This window comes from Pelosinus fermentans JBW45 (assembly GCF_000271665.2).
In the GTDB taxonomy this organism is placed as follows: Bacteria; Bacillota; Negativicutes; order DSM-13327; family DSM-13327; genus Pelosinus; species Pelosinus baikalensis.
Map to the genome: position 1 here is coordinate 335,160 of NZ_CP010978.1, position 17,068 is coordinate 352,227.

Consider the following 17,068-nt stretch of genomic DNA (forward strand, 5'->3'; position numbering starts at 1 on the left):
ACCCTTCGAATAATAGTCCCTGTACCCGTGTTTTGTAAAATTGAGCGAACAACAGGAATATCGCGTTTGCTTGCCACCAGCCGATGGCTTGTTTCTACAAATGCATTTGATTATAATGAGAGAATTTTGGAGAAATTCCAGCTAGGAGGTCCCACTGTCTTATCATGCGTTCTTTTTCCTGGAGAATATTTTTTTCATAAACAGATAATAAAGCTTGTCCATCGATATCCTTACCCTGCACATATATCTGCTTGATTGCTTCAGACGCTGCACAACCACTTACCAAGGCACTCGAAACCCCTTCGCCCATTGGGTTGAGAAAATTAGCCGATTCTCCCGCAAACAACACTCTCCCCCTTCCTAGATCAAGGGGACAATCCGTTTCAACCTCTGGTATAATCCAACGTTCTTTTTTACTGCAAGACTGTATTTTTGCATTGTAAGTAGATATAAGAAATGAGAGAAATTGCGCGTAATAACTTTCAATTTTATTTACGTCTTTCACACACACTCCAAAAATAAGAAAATCGTCCTTAACATTAACCCATGCATCATGCTCTGAAAATTGGGAATGTAAAAATGCATGAAAAAATTTATCATCGAGATCAATAGTCCCTTTACAGAAAGTCTGATACGTTATAATATTTCTACTTAAAACATTTAATAAACTTTTTTTAATCACGCTTCCGGCTCCATCACAAACAATGACTGCCTTTGCGTTTTCATAGTATTTTGTATCACCTTTCAAATGGACTGCCACATATTTCTCTTTTTCTTCACAAGAAAGTGCTAACGTCGATGGTCTAAATTCAACACCGTTATCTATAACTTGTAAAGTTAACCAATGATCAAAAGCGCTTCTCCATATGTTAAGACCTTTACTTTCGAATTTAAAGGATAGGTTCTCTTCATTGTAGATAATAATACCCTTTGTTATGCTCGGACTGCATAGTACAGTATCAGGTATTTTTCCAAATTCACTTTCTACTAAATCAATGGATCTTTCTATCAAGATTCCTGAACATGACTTTTCCCTTGGTACCTGCATCTTTTCGACCAATAGAACCTTATAACCGGTTCTCGCTAATCTTTTAGCAGCCATGCAACCTGCGGGTCCAGCGCCTATCACTATTACATCATACAAAACAATTTTCCTCCTTAATGAAAATCAATGGGACATTCACTACCTAGGTTTTTCAATCTTGTGTACTCCAATCTGCAATTTCTAGTATGAAAGAAATCACAGTAACGGCTCTTCCAAGTCAGTCTTCTTGTCTCAGTTACGCCATACATTAGAAGTTTTTCTTTAAAAAACAGTATTTCATAATTTATACTCTATTTACCATTAAAATACAAAATTCCTGCAAAGCTAGTCTGCTCAGCAGTAAGGGAGCCTCAAACTGCCCGATGGAGAAAAATCAGAATATATTTTCAAAAGTTATTTAATTAATTTAAATAAGTATATTCACAAAATTATAAAAATGTATTATACTACGATTACCTCACAAAATAGATAGAATTATCAATATTTTGTGAGGTATGGAAAATATGGGGCAAATTTAGTTAGGTGGTGATATAAAGTAAAGGCGAGGAGTTAGGTGAGAGAAGAGCATGCAGAATAATCGAAATTTTAGTATGGATTGTAGTAATGTGAAAAAATAAGAAGCAACAAGAGGAGCATATCTCGATGAGCAAATTAACTTTGAAAGAAAAAGTATCCTATGGTTTAGGTGATTTCGGTAATGGTTTTATGTTTGATATGGGACAGATTTATCTACTCAAATTCTACACAGATGTCTTTGGTATTCCAGCAGCTGTAGCTGGGAGCATCTTTTTGCTCACTAAAATATTTGATGCGTTTATGGATCCAATCGCTGGTGCTTTTATTGATGCACGAAAAGCTGATCCTCGAACAGGGAAATTCAGAAAAATCATGTTTACCAGCAGTATTTTTCTTGGTATATTATCCATATTTGTCTTTATGGCTCCCGACCTTTCTCCCACTGCAAAAATGATTTTTGGCTATGCCACCTACATGGCGTGGGGTGTTGGATATTCCTTTACCAACGTTCCTTATGGGGCATTAGGAGCTGCTATGACACAAGATCCTAATGATCGAGCATCCTTGGCATCTTGGCGTCAAGCTGGTTCTCTGGGAGCATTGCTCATTACCAGTGTAATGGTAGTACCTCTAATTAAACAATTTTCAGATCCACGTGTAGCATGGCCAGTAGTAGTTGCCCTTACTTCAGTTATCGGTGTTACAGCCTTTTATTTCTGTTTTAAAAATTGTAAAGAAGTCATTGTTGGTAAAAGTCTTGCTTCAGGTGAAAAAATCTCTATCAAAGCAATGGCTAGATCCGTCTTTACCAATCGACCATTATTGGCACTCATTTTAATGACAATCTTCACAATTTCGGCTTATAATATTAAATCTGCAATGATGATCTATTATTGCCAATATAATCTTGGTGATATTAGTTTGATGCCTTACATTAGTTTCATCACAATCGGATGTTCCTGCTTAGGGATTACCTTAATTCCTAAATTAACCAAACGATTTGGCAAGAAAAATACAGCTCTCATTGGTTTTGGTGTTAGTGTTGTTGCTGATTTAATTAACTTCTTGATTCCAGGCGATTTGGTAACGTTTACGATTTTAGCAAGTATTGCTTTTATTGGAATCAGTATTCCTAATGGCGTTACTTGGGCTTTTGTTTCTGATTCCATTGATTATGGTGAATGGAAAACAGGTGAAAGAAGAGAAGGGATCACATATTCATTCTTTAATTTTGCACGAAAAATAGCACAATCCGTTTCTGGTTTCGCTTCTGGTATCGGTTTGTCTCTTGTGGGCTATGTACCAAATGTACAGCAGACAGAAAAAGCTCTAGGTGGAATCAAGGGGTTATTGCTTTTATATCCAGCAGTGACCATATCTTGCGCAGCACTTGTAATCGGGATTTTATATACTTTAAGTGATAAAAGACATGGAGAAATGATAGAAGAATTAAAAAATAGACCTGCTTAACAATAAAATCATAAGTAAGAGGTTGATAAATAGTTAGAATATGATATTATTAAATCAACTTAATTAATTAATTTAATTAAGTTGATTTAATGGAGGTGTTTGAGAAAATCATGCCAGAAGTGATAACTATTGGAGAAAGTATGGTTATGTTTATTGCAAAGCAAGGAGAATCACTGGAATTAGTTTCAGATTTTTCCCGCCATCTCGCTGGGGCGGAATCTAATGTTGCAATTGGTTTAGCTAGATTAGGGCATCAGACTGGATGGATAAGTGCAATTGGTAATGATCCTTTTGGCACGTATATATGTAATACTATTTCTGGTGAAGGTGTCGATACATCTGCTGTAACTGTATCATTGGTGCATTCTACAGGTATGCTTGTGAAAGAACGAAATGATGGGGGAGATCCCCAAGTGTATTATTATCGGAAAGATTCAGCTGCAGCCAATTTCACACTCGAGATGCTGCAAGAACGTTATTTTGAGAATGGAAAAATACTTCATATAACAGGGATCTTTCCAGCCCTTAGCCCTAGTACTAAAGACGCACTATTCACCGCCATCAAGATGGCAAAAAAACATGGTCTTATGATTTCCTTTGATCCTAATATCCGCCTAAAACTCTGGACGGCTCAAGAAGCAAAGGAAACACTGTTGGAAATTGCTGAAATGTCGGATTTAATATTACCAGGATTACACGAAGCTGAATTATTGGTAGGAACAACTAACTGGGAACAGGTTTCAAAGTTTTTTCATGAGAAAGGCAATCAATTTGTCATCATGAAAAATGGTGCTGATGGTGCTTATTATTCCATTCGTGAAAGGGATGGGTCTATATTAGAAGGTTACGAAAAAGGTTTTAAAGTGGAGACGGTCGTTGATACGGTTGGTGCTGGCGATGGTTTTGCTGTTGGCCTATTATCGGCCATGCGCGAAGGTTTATCTTTGGGCGAGGCCGTTAGACGGGGCAATGCTATTGGTTCTATGGCTGTAATGGTCAGAGGCGATTATGATGGATACCCAACGCGCGAGCAGCTAGAGGCTTATTTGGCGAAGTAGTTTGCTATGGCGTGACGAGATAGAGATAAAAATTTATTTAGGGAGGGATTAGTTTGATACCTAGAATTAATGTATTACAAAAACTGATGCAGTCAGGGGTAGTTGCTGTAGTTCGAGCACAGAATTCTGAGCAGGCCATTAAGATCACTGAGGCATGTATGAAAGGCGGTATTGCTGCCATTGAAATTACCTTTACCATTCCAGAGGCAGCCCAAGTGATTGCGGATTTGCGGAAAGCATATTCACCGGAAGAAATGATTATTGGGGCAGGAACGGTTCTTGATCCTGAAACAGCTAGAATTGCCATTTTAGCAGGCGCTCAATATATTGTCAGTCCATCCCTAAATCTGGAGACAGTTAAGTTATGCAATCGTTACCAAGTTCCTGTTATGCCTGGAGCTATGACCATTGCTGAAGTTATTGCCGCCATGGAAGCGGGTGCTGATATCGTAAAAATATTCCCAGGTGATGCCTTTGGACCATCTTTTATTAAAGCCATTAAAGGACCAATTCCACAAGCACCACTCATGCCAACTGGCGGCGTGAATTTAGAGAATGTGGGAGAATGGATTAAAGCCGGTTGCGTCGCTGTTGGGATTGGTGGAAACTTGACAGCGGGTGCTAAAACTGGTGATTATCAGTCTATTGAAGAGATTGCGAAACAATTTATTGGAAAAGTACGTGCTGCTCGCGGTTTATAAAAGATAAATTTTAAGGGGGAGTTAAGGGTGAAAAAATTAAATAGTTCATTAGTGAATGGGGATTTTTCATTTCCAAGTGATTTAAAATCACAAAAATATCCAGGGGATTTGCCTGAACGTGTGATTCAGTTTGGTGAAGGAAATTTTCTAAGAGCTTTTGCCGATTGGATGATTCATTTATTAAATCAACAAAATTTGTTTAATGGTCGTGTCGTAGTGGCGCAGCCCATTAAAGAAGGACTTGCTGATATGGTCAATGAACAGGACGGTTTATATACTCTTTTACTACGTGGATTACGCGACGGACAGCCAGTGGAAGAAAAGGAAGTTATCAGTTCCATTAGCCGTTGTTTAAACCCTTATACCCAGTGGGATGCCTATTTAAAATGTGCAGAGGATCCATTAATTGAATATGTAATTTCCAATACGACAGAAGCTGGTATTACCTTTGATCCAACAGATGAGTTTGAAAATCAGCCACCTACTTCCTATCCAGGAAAATTAACGTCTTATTTATATCATCGTTTCCAATACTTTAAGGCAGATGCAAGTAAAGGGATGGTCATTTTACCTTGTGAATTAATTGATCGAAATGGCGATAATTTGAAGAAAGCTGTATTACAATATGCAGAGCTTTGGAAGTTGCCCCAAGAGTTTTCCCGTTGGGTAGCTGAAAATAATCACTTCTTAAATACGTTGGTGGATCGGGTGGTAACTGGTTATCCAAGAGATGAAATCAAAACGATCATTGACTCTTTAGGTTATGACGATTCTCTAGTAAATACAGGAGAGTTATTCCATTTGTGGGTTATTGAAGGACCCAAAGAATTATCAGAGAGATTACCCTTCCACAAAATTGGCCTTAATGTTGTATGGACGGAAGATATGACCCCTTATCGAACTCGGAAAGTAAGGATTTTAAATGGCGCTCATACTGCATCTGTACCAGCAGCATTTTTGTATGGTTTAGATACAGTTGGTGAAATGATGGATCATGAAGTGATGGGTAAGTACGTACGACAAATTATCCAAGAGGAAATTATACCTTCGATTAATCTGGATAAAAGTATGCTAGAAGAATTCGCTAGTGCCGTAGTGGAACGATTCAAGAACCCTTATATCAAACATTATTTACTCAGCATATTGTTAAATTCTTCATCTAAATTTAAAGCCCGGGTTTTACCATCTATTCTTGAATATCACACATTAAATGGCAGTTTGCCAGAACAATTAGTTTTTTCCTTAGCAGCTTTGATTGCCGTGTATAAAGATGGAAAAGTAGATGGCAATGGCATGCAAGCACGTAGAGAAAAAGATGAATTTATTATGAAAGATGATGTATGGGCTTTAGAATTTTTTGCAACAGCATGGTCCAGTTTTGATGGCAGTCAACAATCGGCCGAACAAGTCGCGAAACAAGTGTTGCAGAATACAAAATTATGGGATAAAGATTTATCTGAAATTGATGGCTTTATTGAGTGTCTTGGCAAATATTTATTTAAAATTACCAACCTTGGTATGCAAAAAACAGTTGCTGAGCTAGTGAAGTAAGGGAGCGGTAAGCTCTGATATGGAGGGGTTATTTTGTTATTAAATCGAATTAATTCTCATGACAACGTTGCCGTTGCAATCGAAGAACTTACTGCGGGTGAAACCTATCTGGTCGGTAGTATGGCAGTCACTGCAACTGCCACCATTCCCAAAGGTCATAAAATTGCCTTAGAAAATATTCCAGTAGGGGCGAATATTATTAAATATGGTTTTCCTATTGGACACGCCATCCAAGAAGTAGCGATGGGGGATTGGGTTCACTCTCATAATGTGAAAACCAATTTAGGAGATATTTTAGAGTACCAATATCGTCCAGTAGGCGAAGAAAGTAAAAGTGAGTCTCTGCCCAGAACCTTTAAAGGCTATCCTAGAGCCAATGGTAAGGTTGGGGTGCGTAATGAAATATGGGTTGTTCCTACCGTTGGCTGTGTGAATCGCACAGCCCAGCTCATTGCGCGTGGTGCCAGTGAAAAATTCCAAGCCGTAAAACATATTGATGGCATTTATGAATTTACTCACCCTTACGGCTGTTCTCAATTAGGAGAAGATCATACCAGCACCCAACGAATTCTGGCTGATTTAGTGAATCATCCCAATGCCGCTGGCGTATTGGTTCTAGGGCTTGGCTGTGAAAATAATTATATCGAAGAATTTAAAAAAGTGTTAGGACCTTATGATGCTAACCGAGTGAAGTTTTTAGTTGCCCAGGATGTAGAAGATGAAGTGGAAAGTGGTATCAAAGCCATTTATGAATTGATTGAGCAGACAGCAAAGGATCAACGAGTGGATTGTTCCATTTCAGAGCTAGTAGTGGGTTTAAAATGTGGCGGTTCCGATGGTTTTTCTGGTATTACTGGCAATCCCCTCGTTGGCGAATTCTCGGATAAACTAGGGGCAAGCGGCGGTACAAGCGTCTTAACGGAAGTTCCAGAAATGTTTGGTGCAGAAACCATTTTGATGGATCGCGCCATCAACGAAGAGGTTTTTGGCAAAATTGTTCATCTGGTGAATGATTTTAAAAAATACTATGAAGATCATAACCAACCTATTTACGAAAATCCATCCCCAGGGAATAAAAAAGGCGGAATTACCACTCTGGAAGAAAAATCCCTAGGTTGTACGCAAAAAGGCGGCCGGAGTCAAGTTGTTGATGTTTTAGGATACGGTGATGTGGTAAAAAATAAAGGTCTTACTCTGCTTAGTGCTCCGGGCAATGATATCGTAGCTGCAACCGCATTGGCAGCTTCTGGTTGTCAGATTATCTTATTTACCACTGGCAGGGGAACGCCCCTTGGCACTGCTGTGCCAACTATGAAAATTGCAACCAATAGTGATATCTTTACCCGCAAATCCAATTGGATGGATTTTGATGCCGGTGTATTGCTAGAAGGGCAATCGATGGAAGATACTGCGGAAAAATTATTGCAGCAGGTGATTGACGTAGCTTCTGGATCTTTAACAAAGTCTGAGAAAATGGGATTCCGTGATATTGCGATCTTTAAAAATGGCGTTACGCTATAAAAAATAAAAAAGTAAGAAGGGAGCCTTTATTATGAAACCATTTATGGGAGAAAACTTTCTGCTAGAAAATGATTCAGCAGTCAAACTTTATCACGAATATGCAAAAGGGATGCCGATTATCGATTATCATTGTCATTTAGATGCAAAAGATATTTTTGAGAATAAACGCTTTAAAAACATTACTGAAGTTTGGTTGTATGGCGATCATTACAAATGGCGAGCCATGCGCAGTGACGGTACGGATGAAGAAAGCATTACAGGCAGTGCAACAGATTATGAAAAGTTCTTGGCGTGGGCGAAAACCTTAGAAAAATGTATTGGTAATCCTCTTTATCACTGGACGCATCTAGAACTTCAACGCTATTTTGGAATTTATGAACCTTTAACAGTCAAGACTGCTCATGATATATGGGAAAAAGCCAATGCCCTATTAGCTCTTGATGAATATAGTGCCCAGGGAATGATTGAAAAGTCCAATGTAAAGTGTGTTTGTACAACGGATGATCCAGGAGATTCTTTAGAATATCATCAAAAAATTCGCGAAGACGCTAGCATTAAAGTTAAGGTATTTCCTACTTTCCGTCCAGATAAAGGCATGGAATTAAATGCTTCTGGCTTTACCCAATGGATCGAGAGAGTTGGTTTGGCGGCAGGAATAACAATTACTAATTACAATGAATTTTTACAAGCTCTTGCTAAGCGGATTGAATTCTTCCATGAAATGGGCTGCCGCGCAGCTGATCATGCTTTAGAAAAAGTTCCTTATCTAGAAAGTTCACAAGAGGTTTTAGAAGCAATATTTGCTGACGCCTTGCAGGGGAAAGTGATTGGCGATGCTGATCTAGAACGTTATAAGACAGCTGTATTACAATTTTGTGGAAGAAAGTATGCAAACTTAGGTTGGGCGATGCAGCTTCACATTGGGGCACTACGGAATAATAATACGAAGATGTTCAAAAAAATGGGCCCAGATACTGGATTTGACTCGATTCATGATCATCAAGTAGCCTTTTGTTTGTCAAGATTATTAGATTCTTTAGAAATAGAAGGGTGCCTGCCAAGAGTTATTTTATACACCCTCAATCCAAAAGATAATGGGGTTTTAGGAACTATGCTTGGTAATTTCCAAGCTGGGGGTATCCCAGGGAAAATGCAATTTGGTACAGCTTGGTGGTTTATTGACAATAAAACAGGCATGATTGAACAGATGATTTCTCTAAGCAATTTAGGCCTATTAAGTCGTTTTGTTGGCATGGTTACGGATTCTAGAAGTTTCTTGTCCTATACACGTCATGAATATTTTAGAAGAATTCTCTGTAATTTATTGGGGACATGGATTGAAAATGGAGAAGTAGCTGCTGATTTTGACATGGTTGGCGAAATTGTGAAAGACATTTCCTTTAACAATGCAAAAGCATATTTTGGTTTTTCATTAGAATAATAGAGAAAAAATAGACACCAAGTTAAGAAAAATGGCATCTCTGCTGGTAAATCAGAAGAGATGCCATTTCACTTCCAAGGAAAAATTTGAAGCCAAAAAAATCTGCAGGAATTCCGCTTTATATAGAGAATGTTAACAAACGGATAATTAATTAACATAATAAAGTTTTTTTCTTAAATGGAAGTAAGGTGAAAAAATGGTAAAAAAACCTGGTAATAGTAAATATGTTAAAAATTTAAATAGAATGACTGTTCTTAATATCATCAAAGAAAATGAATTGGTATCTCGCCAGCAATTAGCTCAATTAACAGGCCTAACGCCACCCGCCATAACTGGTATTATTCGAGAATTACTAGAGATGGGATTTGTCATGGAAGTGGGGCTTGGAACCTCCCAAGGTGGACGAAAGCCCATGAAGCTTAAATTTAATGCTAAAGCTGGTTATGTCATTGGAGTTGAGATCACAAGTCATGAAACGGTGCTTGTGATCGCTGATTTGGAGAATGCTCCCATTCATAGTATAACCCTGGATCTTAATATGACGGAACCGGATATTGGCATTCCTCAATTGATAGAGGCCCTAGGGCAAGTCCTTTATAGTGAAGAAAACCGAAACAAGAATTTTTTGGGCATCGGAATTGCTTTCCCTGGACTTTTAAGTGCTAGAGAAGGGATCGTGAAGCGTTCCATCAACTTAGGGCCTAATTGGCGTCAGTTTCCTTTGAAGGAAACATTGAAAAATGAAATGAAATTGCCCATATTTATTGAAAGCAACGCCAAATCTTCGGCCTTGGCGGAATGGTGGTTTGGTGGTGGTATCAACTTTAGAAACCTAGTCTACGTCAATCTAGGTGAAGGGATTAGTGCTGGTGTTATTAGTGCTGATCGAGTGATACAAGGTGCTCAAGGGCATGCTGGAGAGATTGGACATAGTTTCATGATGGAAAATGGTCCTTTATGTAATTGTGGGAATCGAGGTTGCTTAGAAGCCATCTGTGGCATTCCAGCATTACTACGCAAAGCAAATGATGAATTAGCAATGATAAACCCTCAAGATCCTCTAAAAATAGTTTGGGAACAGAATGGAAAAATTGGCATTGAAGATATTTTGAAATCGGCAAAGAGTGAAGGGTCTTACTCATGGGAACTCTTGCAACAAGTGGGGAAATACGTAGGTTTGGCCATCGCCAATGTCGTTAATATGTATAATCCAGAAGCAATTTTTATTGGTGGTAAATTAGGGGCAGTGGCAGAAACTTTCATTAATCCTATTAAAGATATGGTAAACAATCATTCTTTTCCTGAGGTTGCGAAGTCAGTGCAGATCAAAATCTCAGATCTTGGCGTACATTCTGGAGTAATTGGCTCTTGTGCCTTGGCTTTGCGTGAACTGCTGCATTATGATTCCACAGTTTTAGAAGATTATCAGTTGATGCTAAAAGAAAATCCTCGAAAATAGTTGACATAATAATTAGTGGATGATCCGATAATTCAGCTGGCTAGAGAGTTTGACTACGAATCAAAAGGCCGTAGGTTCCAGGAAAGGTCTCTTTTCTTATTATCTATAACAAGAGGAGAAATCGAAAGACGATTTCCGCATAAAAGGTACGTGCTAAATAAGCAATAAGAAAAAGCTGGTTTTCAATTACGAAAACCAGCTAAACTTTTAAAAGTAAAATACAGTACTCCAATCAAAATTCCCTGATGCTTCTACACTTTTAGGCCAATTTGCGCACCATTGTGGGACAATAGGATTTTCTACTCTGTCTAAGCTTGGTGTGTATGGCTTTATATCTAGTATAGGAGTTCCGTTTTCTGCATCAATAAAAGACAGGCCTATAATCCCATTTTGAGTATCCAAATGAGTGATATATGCACAAGATTGTGCTATCGGATTCGGACGTTCTGGTGAACGCGTCGCAAAAGTACCTAATGTTTCAGGTGAATTTTTATAAGGACTGGTTTCAATAAGTTTTGAGCGAGAATCTATATTATCATTCTTATCAAACCACCAAATTACATTGACATAACCAAATCCTTCCAGGTTGGTTAGTGCAGGAATAAACTCTTTTTTTATCTCTAATTGTGCCCCTCTATCGCCTACACGCACTACTCCAATTGGTCTAATAACAAATTGTTCCATAAATAAAGCTCCTTTTCGTTTTATTTACGGCGCCGTTACATATAGTATATCAAGTGGATTTTACACTTCAAGCTTTTTTCACATATAGAACCAGAAGTTAACAAATGATCTTTATTTCTCGGCATCATCTTTGTTATTATTAAATAGTTTCATAGCTGGTTGTAAATTTAATGGTCTGGAGGAGAGCATTGTCTCAGACCAAACGAAAATACCTTCCACGTAAATTTTAAAAGCCACATTGTAGCTACTGGTATGGGACCATACTAGTTAAAAGCCACCTGACCCGTTTGGAAAGGAGAGTAAATAATGAGTAAGCAATGCATGAACTATATAGAAAAAGCTGTGGAGTTGCAGAAACAGGCAAATAAGGTAATTGAAGATCTTCAGATTAAGGGGCGATGGGAATTAGTAGGGAATACAATCTTGGTCGGCTCGGCAAATTTTGGACTAATGACAACTCCTAATCTGGATTTTGAAATTTATGTGAAAGAACCTGATGTTCGCATAGGGTTTGATACGGTACGGGAATTGGCAGTTATTCCAGGAGTGAAACAAATTCAATTCCTTAACTTTATGGAAACTTCTGATCCAGGGTTTTATTGGCGTATTGATTATCAAGATCAACAGGGTATCATGTGGGATATTGACAATTGGCTTGTGCCTTTCAGCCATCCTCATGCTGGAATGGCCGAGAGGTTTGCTAAAGCAATGAAACAGGCATTGACTGATGAAACTAGACAGATAATTTTAGAGATAAAATCCCAAATGACACTAGAAAATAAGTGCCGAGGGATAGATGTGTATAAGGCAGTTCTTAGTGGCGGAGTGCGTGATAGAGAGCAATTTATCAAATGGATAGCAAAATATCCTCCGATTGAAATGGAAACATGGCAACCATCTATTTGATAGTTGTGATCCTTGGGGATAGCTTTAACGCTTTGGATAGACATTGGTCAAATTATTATTGACTAGTGTCTATTTTATGTTTGTGGCATGTTAACGTTCACTCTATATGGTTGCAGCAACAGCCATATTCAACGGAGCAAAAAAAGCCTCAACCTTTTCAAAATGAGGGTTGAGGCTCTTTTTCATCCTTTGCACTATGAATTTTGTCAATTTGGCTCAAGAATAATAGATGATAGTTTGAAACTTCACTATTTTATCTGAAGGGTTTCTATACGTATGTGTTTGGTCAGCCTTGAAACGAATTGCGTCACCTGCTGCCAGTGTATAGGTCTCCGTTTCCATGGTTACCTCAAGATTTCCTTCAAAGGACAATACGTATTCCTCTGATCCCCCCACATGACCGGCAGCTTCATGTACGGAATGTGGTGGCATGGTAACCGAAAATATTTCAAATCCCTTATCGTTGTCAAAAGAGAACAACGGAACTAAGGTCATTCCGTCAGTATCTATTATTGGAGTAATATCGTTTAGCCGTACCAATTCAGTAGCAGGTTGATTTGTATCAATAAGTTTACCAAAGGATACGCGAAGTCCGGAAGCAATCTTCCATAAGGTATTAACAGTCGGATTTGATTCTCCTCGCTCGATTTGTCCAATCATTGCCTTGCTGATTCCCGAAAGTTCGGATAGTTTATCAAGACTAAGTCTCTTTTTACGGCGAAGCTTAGCAAGATTTTCTCCTATTATCGGCGTCAAATCATACATAATATAATCCCTCTCTCTTGTGCGTTATTGTATACAAAAATATGTTATTGCATATTTTTGTATGTTATAATATACTTTAATTATATTATAACATACAAAATTGAAAGTGAAAATAGGGGGGGTGTCAGGTTTAAATGAGCTAGATTTAAGTTAAGTGATTTCGTTACATATTATCTAAAATTAAGGAGAAAAGGAGAAAAAGAATATGATTGATAACAAAATTAGTATCAAAGGTGACCCCGTAGTAGACATTCAGAGAGGTGCAATGGGACATCGTGCAACCTGGACTGGTTTAACATACACGAAGGCCAGAGAAGCAGGAAAGGCAGAAGAAGCAGAAATATTCATCCGTGAAGCAATCTCAGAAACTGGTATGGTTCAGGGTGCCGAAATCAAATCCAAATGCCAGGAACCGGAAAACGTTTCCTGTTTTGCAGAGACTTTCCTAACTCCGAATGTCGTCAAGACTTTTGAACTCGAATTTAAGACAAAAACTAAGGACAGAGTGGATGTGGAATTTCATCACTGTCCACTGTTGAAAGCATGGCAGGATTTAGGCTTTGATGATGCAACTTGCGAGAAATTATGCGACATGGCTATGGACGGTGATAGAAGTATTGCTAAGACCATGGGATTCAGATTCCATTTGGGAGATACCATTGCCAAAGGATGCAAGACTTGTCAGGTATCGTTTTTTAAAGGTTAGATAATTAAGCAATGACTAAAGGAGCACGCTCATGGATACGATTCAATATGATCATTATGTTAGGATATTAAAAGAAGAGTTGATTCCAGCTATGGGCTGTACGGAACCGATTGCCATTGCGTTTACAGCCGCGAAGGCAAGAGAGGTCCTTGGACAGATGCCTGAACGGATGGTTATCCGGTGCAGCGGCAATATAATTAAAAATGTTATGGGAGTTGTCGTACCTAATTCCGGTGGTCTGAAAGGCGTTGAAGTGGCAGGCATCTTAGGCGTTGTTGCAGGGAAGGCAGAACTGGAGCTTCAAGTCATCAGTCAGGTAAAACAGGAAGACATCGATAAGACCAAAATGTTATACAGCCAGGGAATCTGCAGCTGTGAGCTGGAAGAAGGAGAAGAAAATCTTTACATCCGCGCAGAAGTGACAGCCGGACAGGAAACGGCAGCTGTGGAAGTCAAAAGCAAGCACAATCACATTGCCAGAATTGAAAAAAATGGTGAGTTGGTATTTGAGCAGAATGATATTGCAACGCAAAAGTCTGGGGATAGGTCAAAGCTCAATATCAGGGACATTCTCCAGTTTGCCAATGAAGTAAATTTGGATGATGTAAGAGAAATCATTGGTAGACAGATTAAGTACAATTCCGCTATATCAGAAGAAGGCTTGACCAATAAATGGGGGGCCCAGGTGGGACTGACTTTCCTGAAACTTGGCGGTAATGATGTGCGGATCAGGGCAAGAGCGGCAGCGGCGGCAGGCTCTGATGCGAGAATGAATGGTTGCGCCCTCCCTGTAGTCATCAACTCAGGAAGCGGAAACCAGGGGATCACCTGTACTATGCCAGTTGTCGTTTATGCTGAAGATATGGGAGCAGATGTGGATACCCTTTATAGAGCTCTTGTTCTGACAAACCTTTTGTCCCTTCATCAGAAACGTTATATTGGAAACCTGTCTGCTTACTGTGGAGCCGTATCAGCCGGTGCATCTGCAGCTTGCGGCATTGCTTATCTGAATGGTGCTGATTATGATGTCATTGGAAAGACTATCATTAATGCTCTAGGGAATGTGGGCGGCATTGTGTGCGATGGAGCCAAGGCATCGTGTGCGGCAAAAATATCCAGCGCAGTAGACGCGGGCATCATGGGCTATGAAATGGCAAAAAGCAATCTGGTCTTTCCATTCGGAGAAGGACTTGTGGAGAAAGATTATGAACATACAATCCAGAATATCGGTCGTATGGGCCGCTGTGGGATGAAATCCACTGATGTAGAAATCCTTAATATTATGATAGGAAAGTAACTTCCAGATCATGAAACGAGGCTGTCTCAGAAATATAACATATGTTATGGAAAATGAACGTAGATGGGAGTTCAATGACAGGCAGTTGGTTTGGATTTAAACGGTGATTGATTAATTTTTGAGTAATAGTCAACGTTGTCTAGGGATACGTACTTAATTTAAGGGGATTTTGGTATTTGAATAGTTAACGTAACTAAACCAATGCAATTAATAGGAGGAAGGATCATATGAAAAGACGTTGGGTAGTTTTAGCCGTATCATGGATCGTATTTTTCGTAGCATTTCTCGATCGGGTAAATTTGTCGGTAGCTATGCCCCTCATATCCAAGGAGTTTTCACTATCCCCGGAACAAGTCGGATATCTATTTAGTGCATTTTTTATTACATATACCATCTTTCAGATACCAGGTGGTTATCTGAGCGACAAAGTCGGGCCCAAGAAGGTGTTGCTTGTCGCCCTAGTATGGTGGTCGATTATGACGATAGCTACAGGGGTAGCACGTTCATTTTCCCAGTTTTTTATCGTACGTGTTCTCTTTGGCATTGGCGAAGGTCTTCAACCTCCTTGCGCCTTCAAGCTAAATAGTAATTGGTTTCCCAATCAGGAACGGGCAACTGCTAATGCAATCTTTACCTCAGCATGTTCCTTTGGTCCTGCTATTGCACCGTCAATCGCTGTGGCTATTATTGGTCTCTGGGGCTGGCATGCGCTATTCTATATTTTTGGTGGATTGGGCTTTGTAATTCTTCCGTTGTTGCATTTTCTAGTAAAAAATTCTCCGGAAGAGGATTCTACTATCTCGCAAGAGGAATTTAATTATATTAAAAATGGACAAGTAGAAATAGCCCAATCAACGTCAGATGAAACTAGTGCTGGACTCATGAGTGTGTTGAAAAATCGGAATATTTGTTTATTAGCCCTTACTTATTTCGGCTTTATGTGTGCATTCTTTGGTTTATTATCCTGGCTGCCCAGTTATTTAGTAAAAGCACGTGGTTTTGAATTGGTGAAAATGGGTATCTTCTCTGGATTGCCATTCTTAGCATTGGGTATTGCCCAACCATTTGGCGGATGGCTTTCCGATAAGGTGTTTAGCGGCCATCGTAAAACGCAGGCAATTCTTGTAAATTTAGCAGCTGGGCCGGTACTTTATGGTGTGGTTGCAGCCCCAACAGAAAATATTGCTATGGGGCTTCTGGTTTGTACAGGATTTCTTGTAGGTATGGCGTTTGGTCCCTTGTGGGCTATGCCGATGGAATCGGTTAAACGTAGTTATGTAGGCATGGCAACCGGCGTTATGAATGCAGGTGGTAGTATCGGTGGTATCTTATCTCCAATTGTCATTGGATATTTGGTTGGTATGTCAGGTTATAATGCTGCATTCGTCTTTATGGGCGGCGCATTAGTCTTCACTGCTTTAGTTGTATCTTTAGTAAAATTACCTCCGAAAGCTGATGCGCGTCTTGCAACAGCTGATGAAAATTAATTTATTAACAATTTCGATACTTTACGTAAATAGAAGTGGATCTCATACAGCCGACAATCCGAGGGTCTGGGCTACGTAATTTGAAAACCAGACTCTCTGGTCTCGGCCTTTTCATTTAATGGGACGCAGGGACAGGTTGTTTGTCCCTAAAAATGAAGAATTAAGAGTCCTAAACTACAATTCTTATTGGGATAAAAGCAACTGCAGATTGACAATAGACCTAAAACAGAAATTTGCTGGTAAAATAATGTTTATAACGTAAAAATGTAGAAGGATTTAGCATTTATAAAGAGAAGCTACCCATAAGAACTTATTTAGTAAATTTATGGGTAGCTTCTCTTTTAGTTGATATACCAACTTATCGGTTTTAATTGGGACAAAGAACCTGTCGCCATTTCCCATTAATAAGCAAAAACAGTACATATGTTTTTGCTTATTAAAAAAAATAAATGTATTGGGGA

The 17,068-nt window shown here is 39.0% G+C and carries 14 protein-coding genes; 11 read left to right on the top strand and 3 right to left on the bottom strand.

Going from position 1 to position 17,068, the window contains the following annotated elements:
• Positions 1-94 precede the first annotated feature (94 nt).
• Positions 95-1,144 carry an NAD(P)/FAD-dependent oxidoreductase gene (locus JBW_RS01295; RefSeq protein ID WP_007961265.1) on the bottom strand — a complete coding sequence of 350 codons (1,050 nt, stop codon included), beginning with the start codon at positions 1,142-1,144 and terminating at the stop codon, positions 95-97.
• Positions 1,145-1,687: 543 nt separating this feature from the next.
• Between JBW_RS01295 and JBW_RS01300 the strand changes: the two genes are divergently transcribed.
• From JBW_RS01300 to JBW_RS01330, 7 genes are all read left to right on the top strand, one after another.
• Positions 1,688-3,031, top strand: coding sequence for a glycoside-pentoside-hexuronide (GPH):cation symporter (locus JBW_RS01300; protein ID WP_007961268.1), 1,344 nt, complete (start codon positions 1,688-1,690; stop codon positions 3,029-3,031).
• Positions 3,032-3,141: 110 nt separating this feature from the next.
• Entirely contained in the window at positions 3,142-4,089 is a 948-nt protein-coding gene (locus JBW_RS01305; RefSeq protein ID WP_007961271.1) for a sugar kinase, read from the top strand.
• Between the two features lie 56 nt (positions 4,090-4,145).
• Positions 4,146-4,790 carry a bifunctional 4-hydroxy-2-oxoglutarate aldolase/2-dehydro-3-deoxy-phosphogluconate aldolase gene (locus JBW_RS01310; RefSeq protein WP_036682173.1) on the top strand — a complete coding sequence of 215 codons (645 nt, stop codon included), beginning with the start codon at positions 4,146-4,148 and terminating at the stop codon, positions 4,788-4,790.
• A 27-nt stretch (positions 4,791-4,817) separates the two neighbouring features.
• Positions 4,818-6,341 (top strand): tagaturonate reductase, encoded by a 1,524-nt coding sequence (locus tag JBW_RS01315; RefSeq protein ID WP_007961275.1) that lies wholly within the window; start codon positions 4,818-4,820, stop codon positions 6,339-6,341.
• A 33-nt stretch (positions 6,342-6,374) separates the two neighbouring features.
• Positions 6,375-7,862 carry a UxaA family hydrolase gene (locus JBW_RS01320; RefSeq protein WP_007961277.1) on the top strand — a complete coding sequence of 496 codons (1,488 nt, stop codon included), beginning with the start codon at positions 6,375-6,377 and terminating at the stop codon, positions 7,860-7,862.
• A gap of 31 nt (positions 7,863-7,893) precedes the next feature.
• Positions 7,894-9,303, top strand: coding sequence for a glucuronate isomerase (gene uxaC / locus JBW_RS01325; protein WP_007961278.1), 1,410 nt, complete (start codon positions 7,894-7,896; stop codon positions 9,301-9,303).
• 244 nt (positions 9,304-9,547) lie between these two features.
• The gene (locus JBW_RS01330; RefSeq protein WP_235334111.1) at positions 9,548-10,762 is read left to right on the top strand and encodes an ROK family transcriptional regulator; all 1,215 of its coding nucleotides are present in this window, start codon (positions 9,548-9,550) and stop codon (positions 10,760-10,762) included.
• Positions 10,763-10,969: 207 nt separating this feature from the next.
• Here JBW_RS01330 and JBW_RS01335 read toward each other — a convergent pair whose 3' ends face one another.
• Positions 10,970-11,446: an SAM-dependent methyltransferase gene (locus tag JBW_RS01335; protein WP_007961288.1), complete on the bottom strand. Its 477-nt coding sequence runs from the start codon at positions 11,444-11,446 to the stop codon at positions 10,970-10,972.
• A gap of 306 nt (positions 11,447-11,752) precedes the next feature.
• Between JBW_RS01335 and JBW_RS23700 the strand changes: the two genes are divergently transcribed.
• Positions 11,753-12,352 carry a hypothetical protein gene (locus JBW_RS23700; RefSeq protein ID WP_007961290.1) on the top strand — a complete coding sequence of 200 codons (600 nt, stop codon included), beginning with the start codon at positions 11,753-11,755 and terminating at the stop codon, positions 12,350-12,352.
• Between the two features lie 216 nt (positions 12,353-12,568).
• Here JBW_RS23700 and JBW_RS01345 read toward each other — a convergent pair whose 3' ends face one another.
• Positions 12,569-13,117 (bottom strand): helix-turn-helix domain-containing protein, encoded by a 549-nt coding sequence (locus JBW_RS01345; RefSeq protein WP_007961292.1) that lies wholly within the window; start codon positions 13,115-13,117, stop codon positions 12,569-12,571.
• Between the two features lie 205 nt (positions 13,118-13,322).
• Between JBW_RS01345 and JBW_RS01350 the strand changes: the two genes are divergently transcribed.
• The 3 genes from JBW_RS01350 (at position 13,323) to JBW_RS01360 (ending at position 16,607) form a co-directional block, all read left to right on the top strand.
• Entirely contained in the window at positions 13,323-13,823 is a 501-nt protein-coding gene (locus JBW_RS01350) for an L-2-amino-thiazoline-4-carboxylic acid hydrolase (RefSeq protein ID WP_007961293.1), read from the top strand.
• A gap of 31 nt (positions 13,824-13,854) precedes the next feature.
• The gene (locus JBW_RS01355; protein WP_007961295.1) at positions 13,855-15,120 is read left to right on the top strand and encodes a serine dehydratase subunit alpha family protein; all 1,266 of its coding nucleotides are present in this window, start codon (positions 13,855-13,857) and stop codon (positions 15,118-15,120) included.
• Positions 15,121-15,347: 227 nt separating this feature from the next.
• Complete coding sequence (locus JBW_RS01360) at positions 15,348-16,607, top strand: MFS transporter (protein WP_007961297.1); 1,260 nt, start codon at positions 15,348-15,350, stop codon at positions 16,605-16,607.
• Positions 16,608-17,068 lie beyond the last annotated feature (461 nt).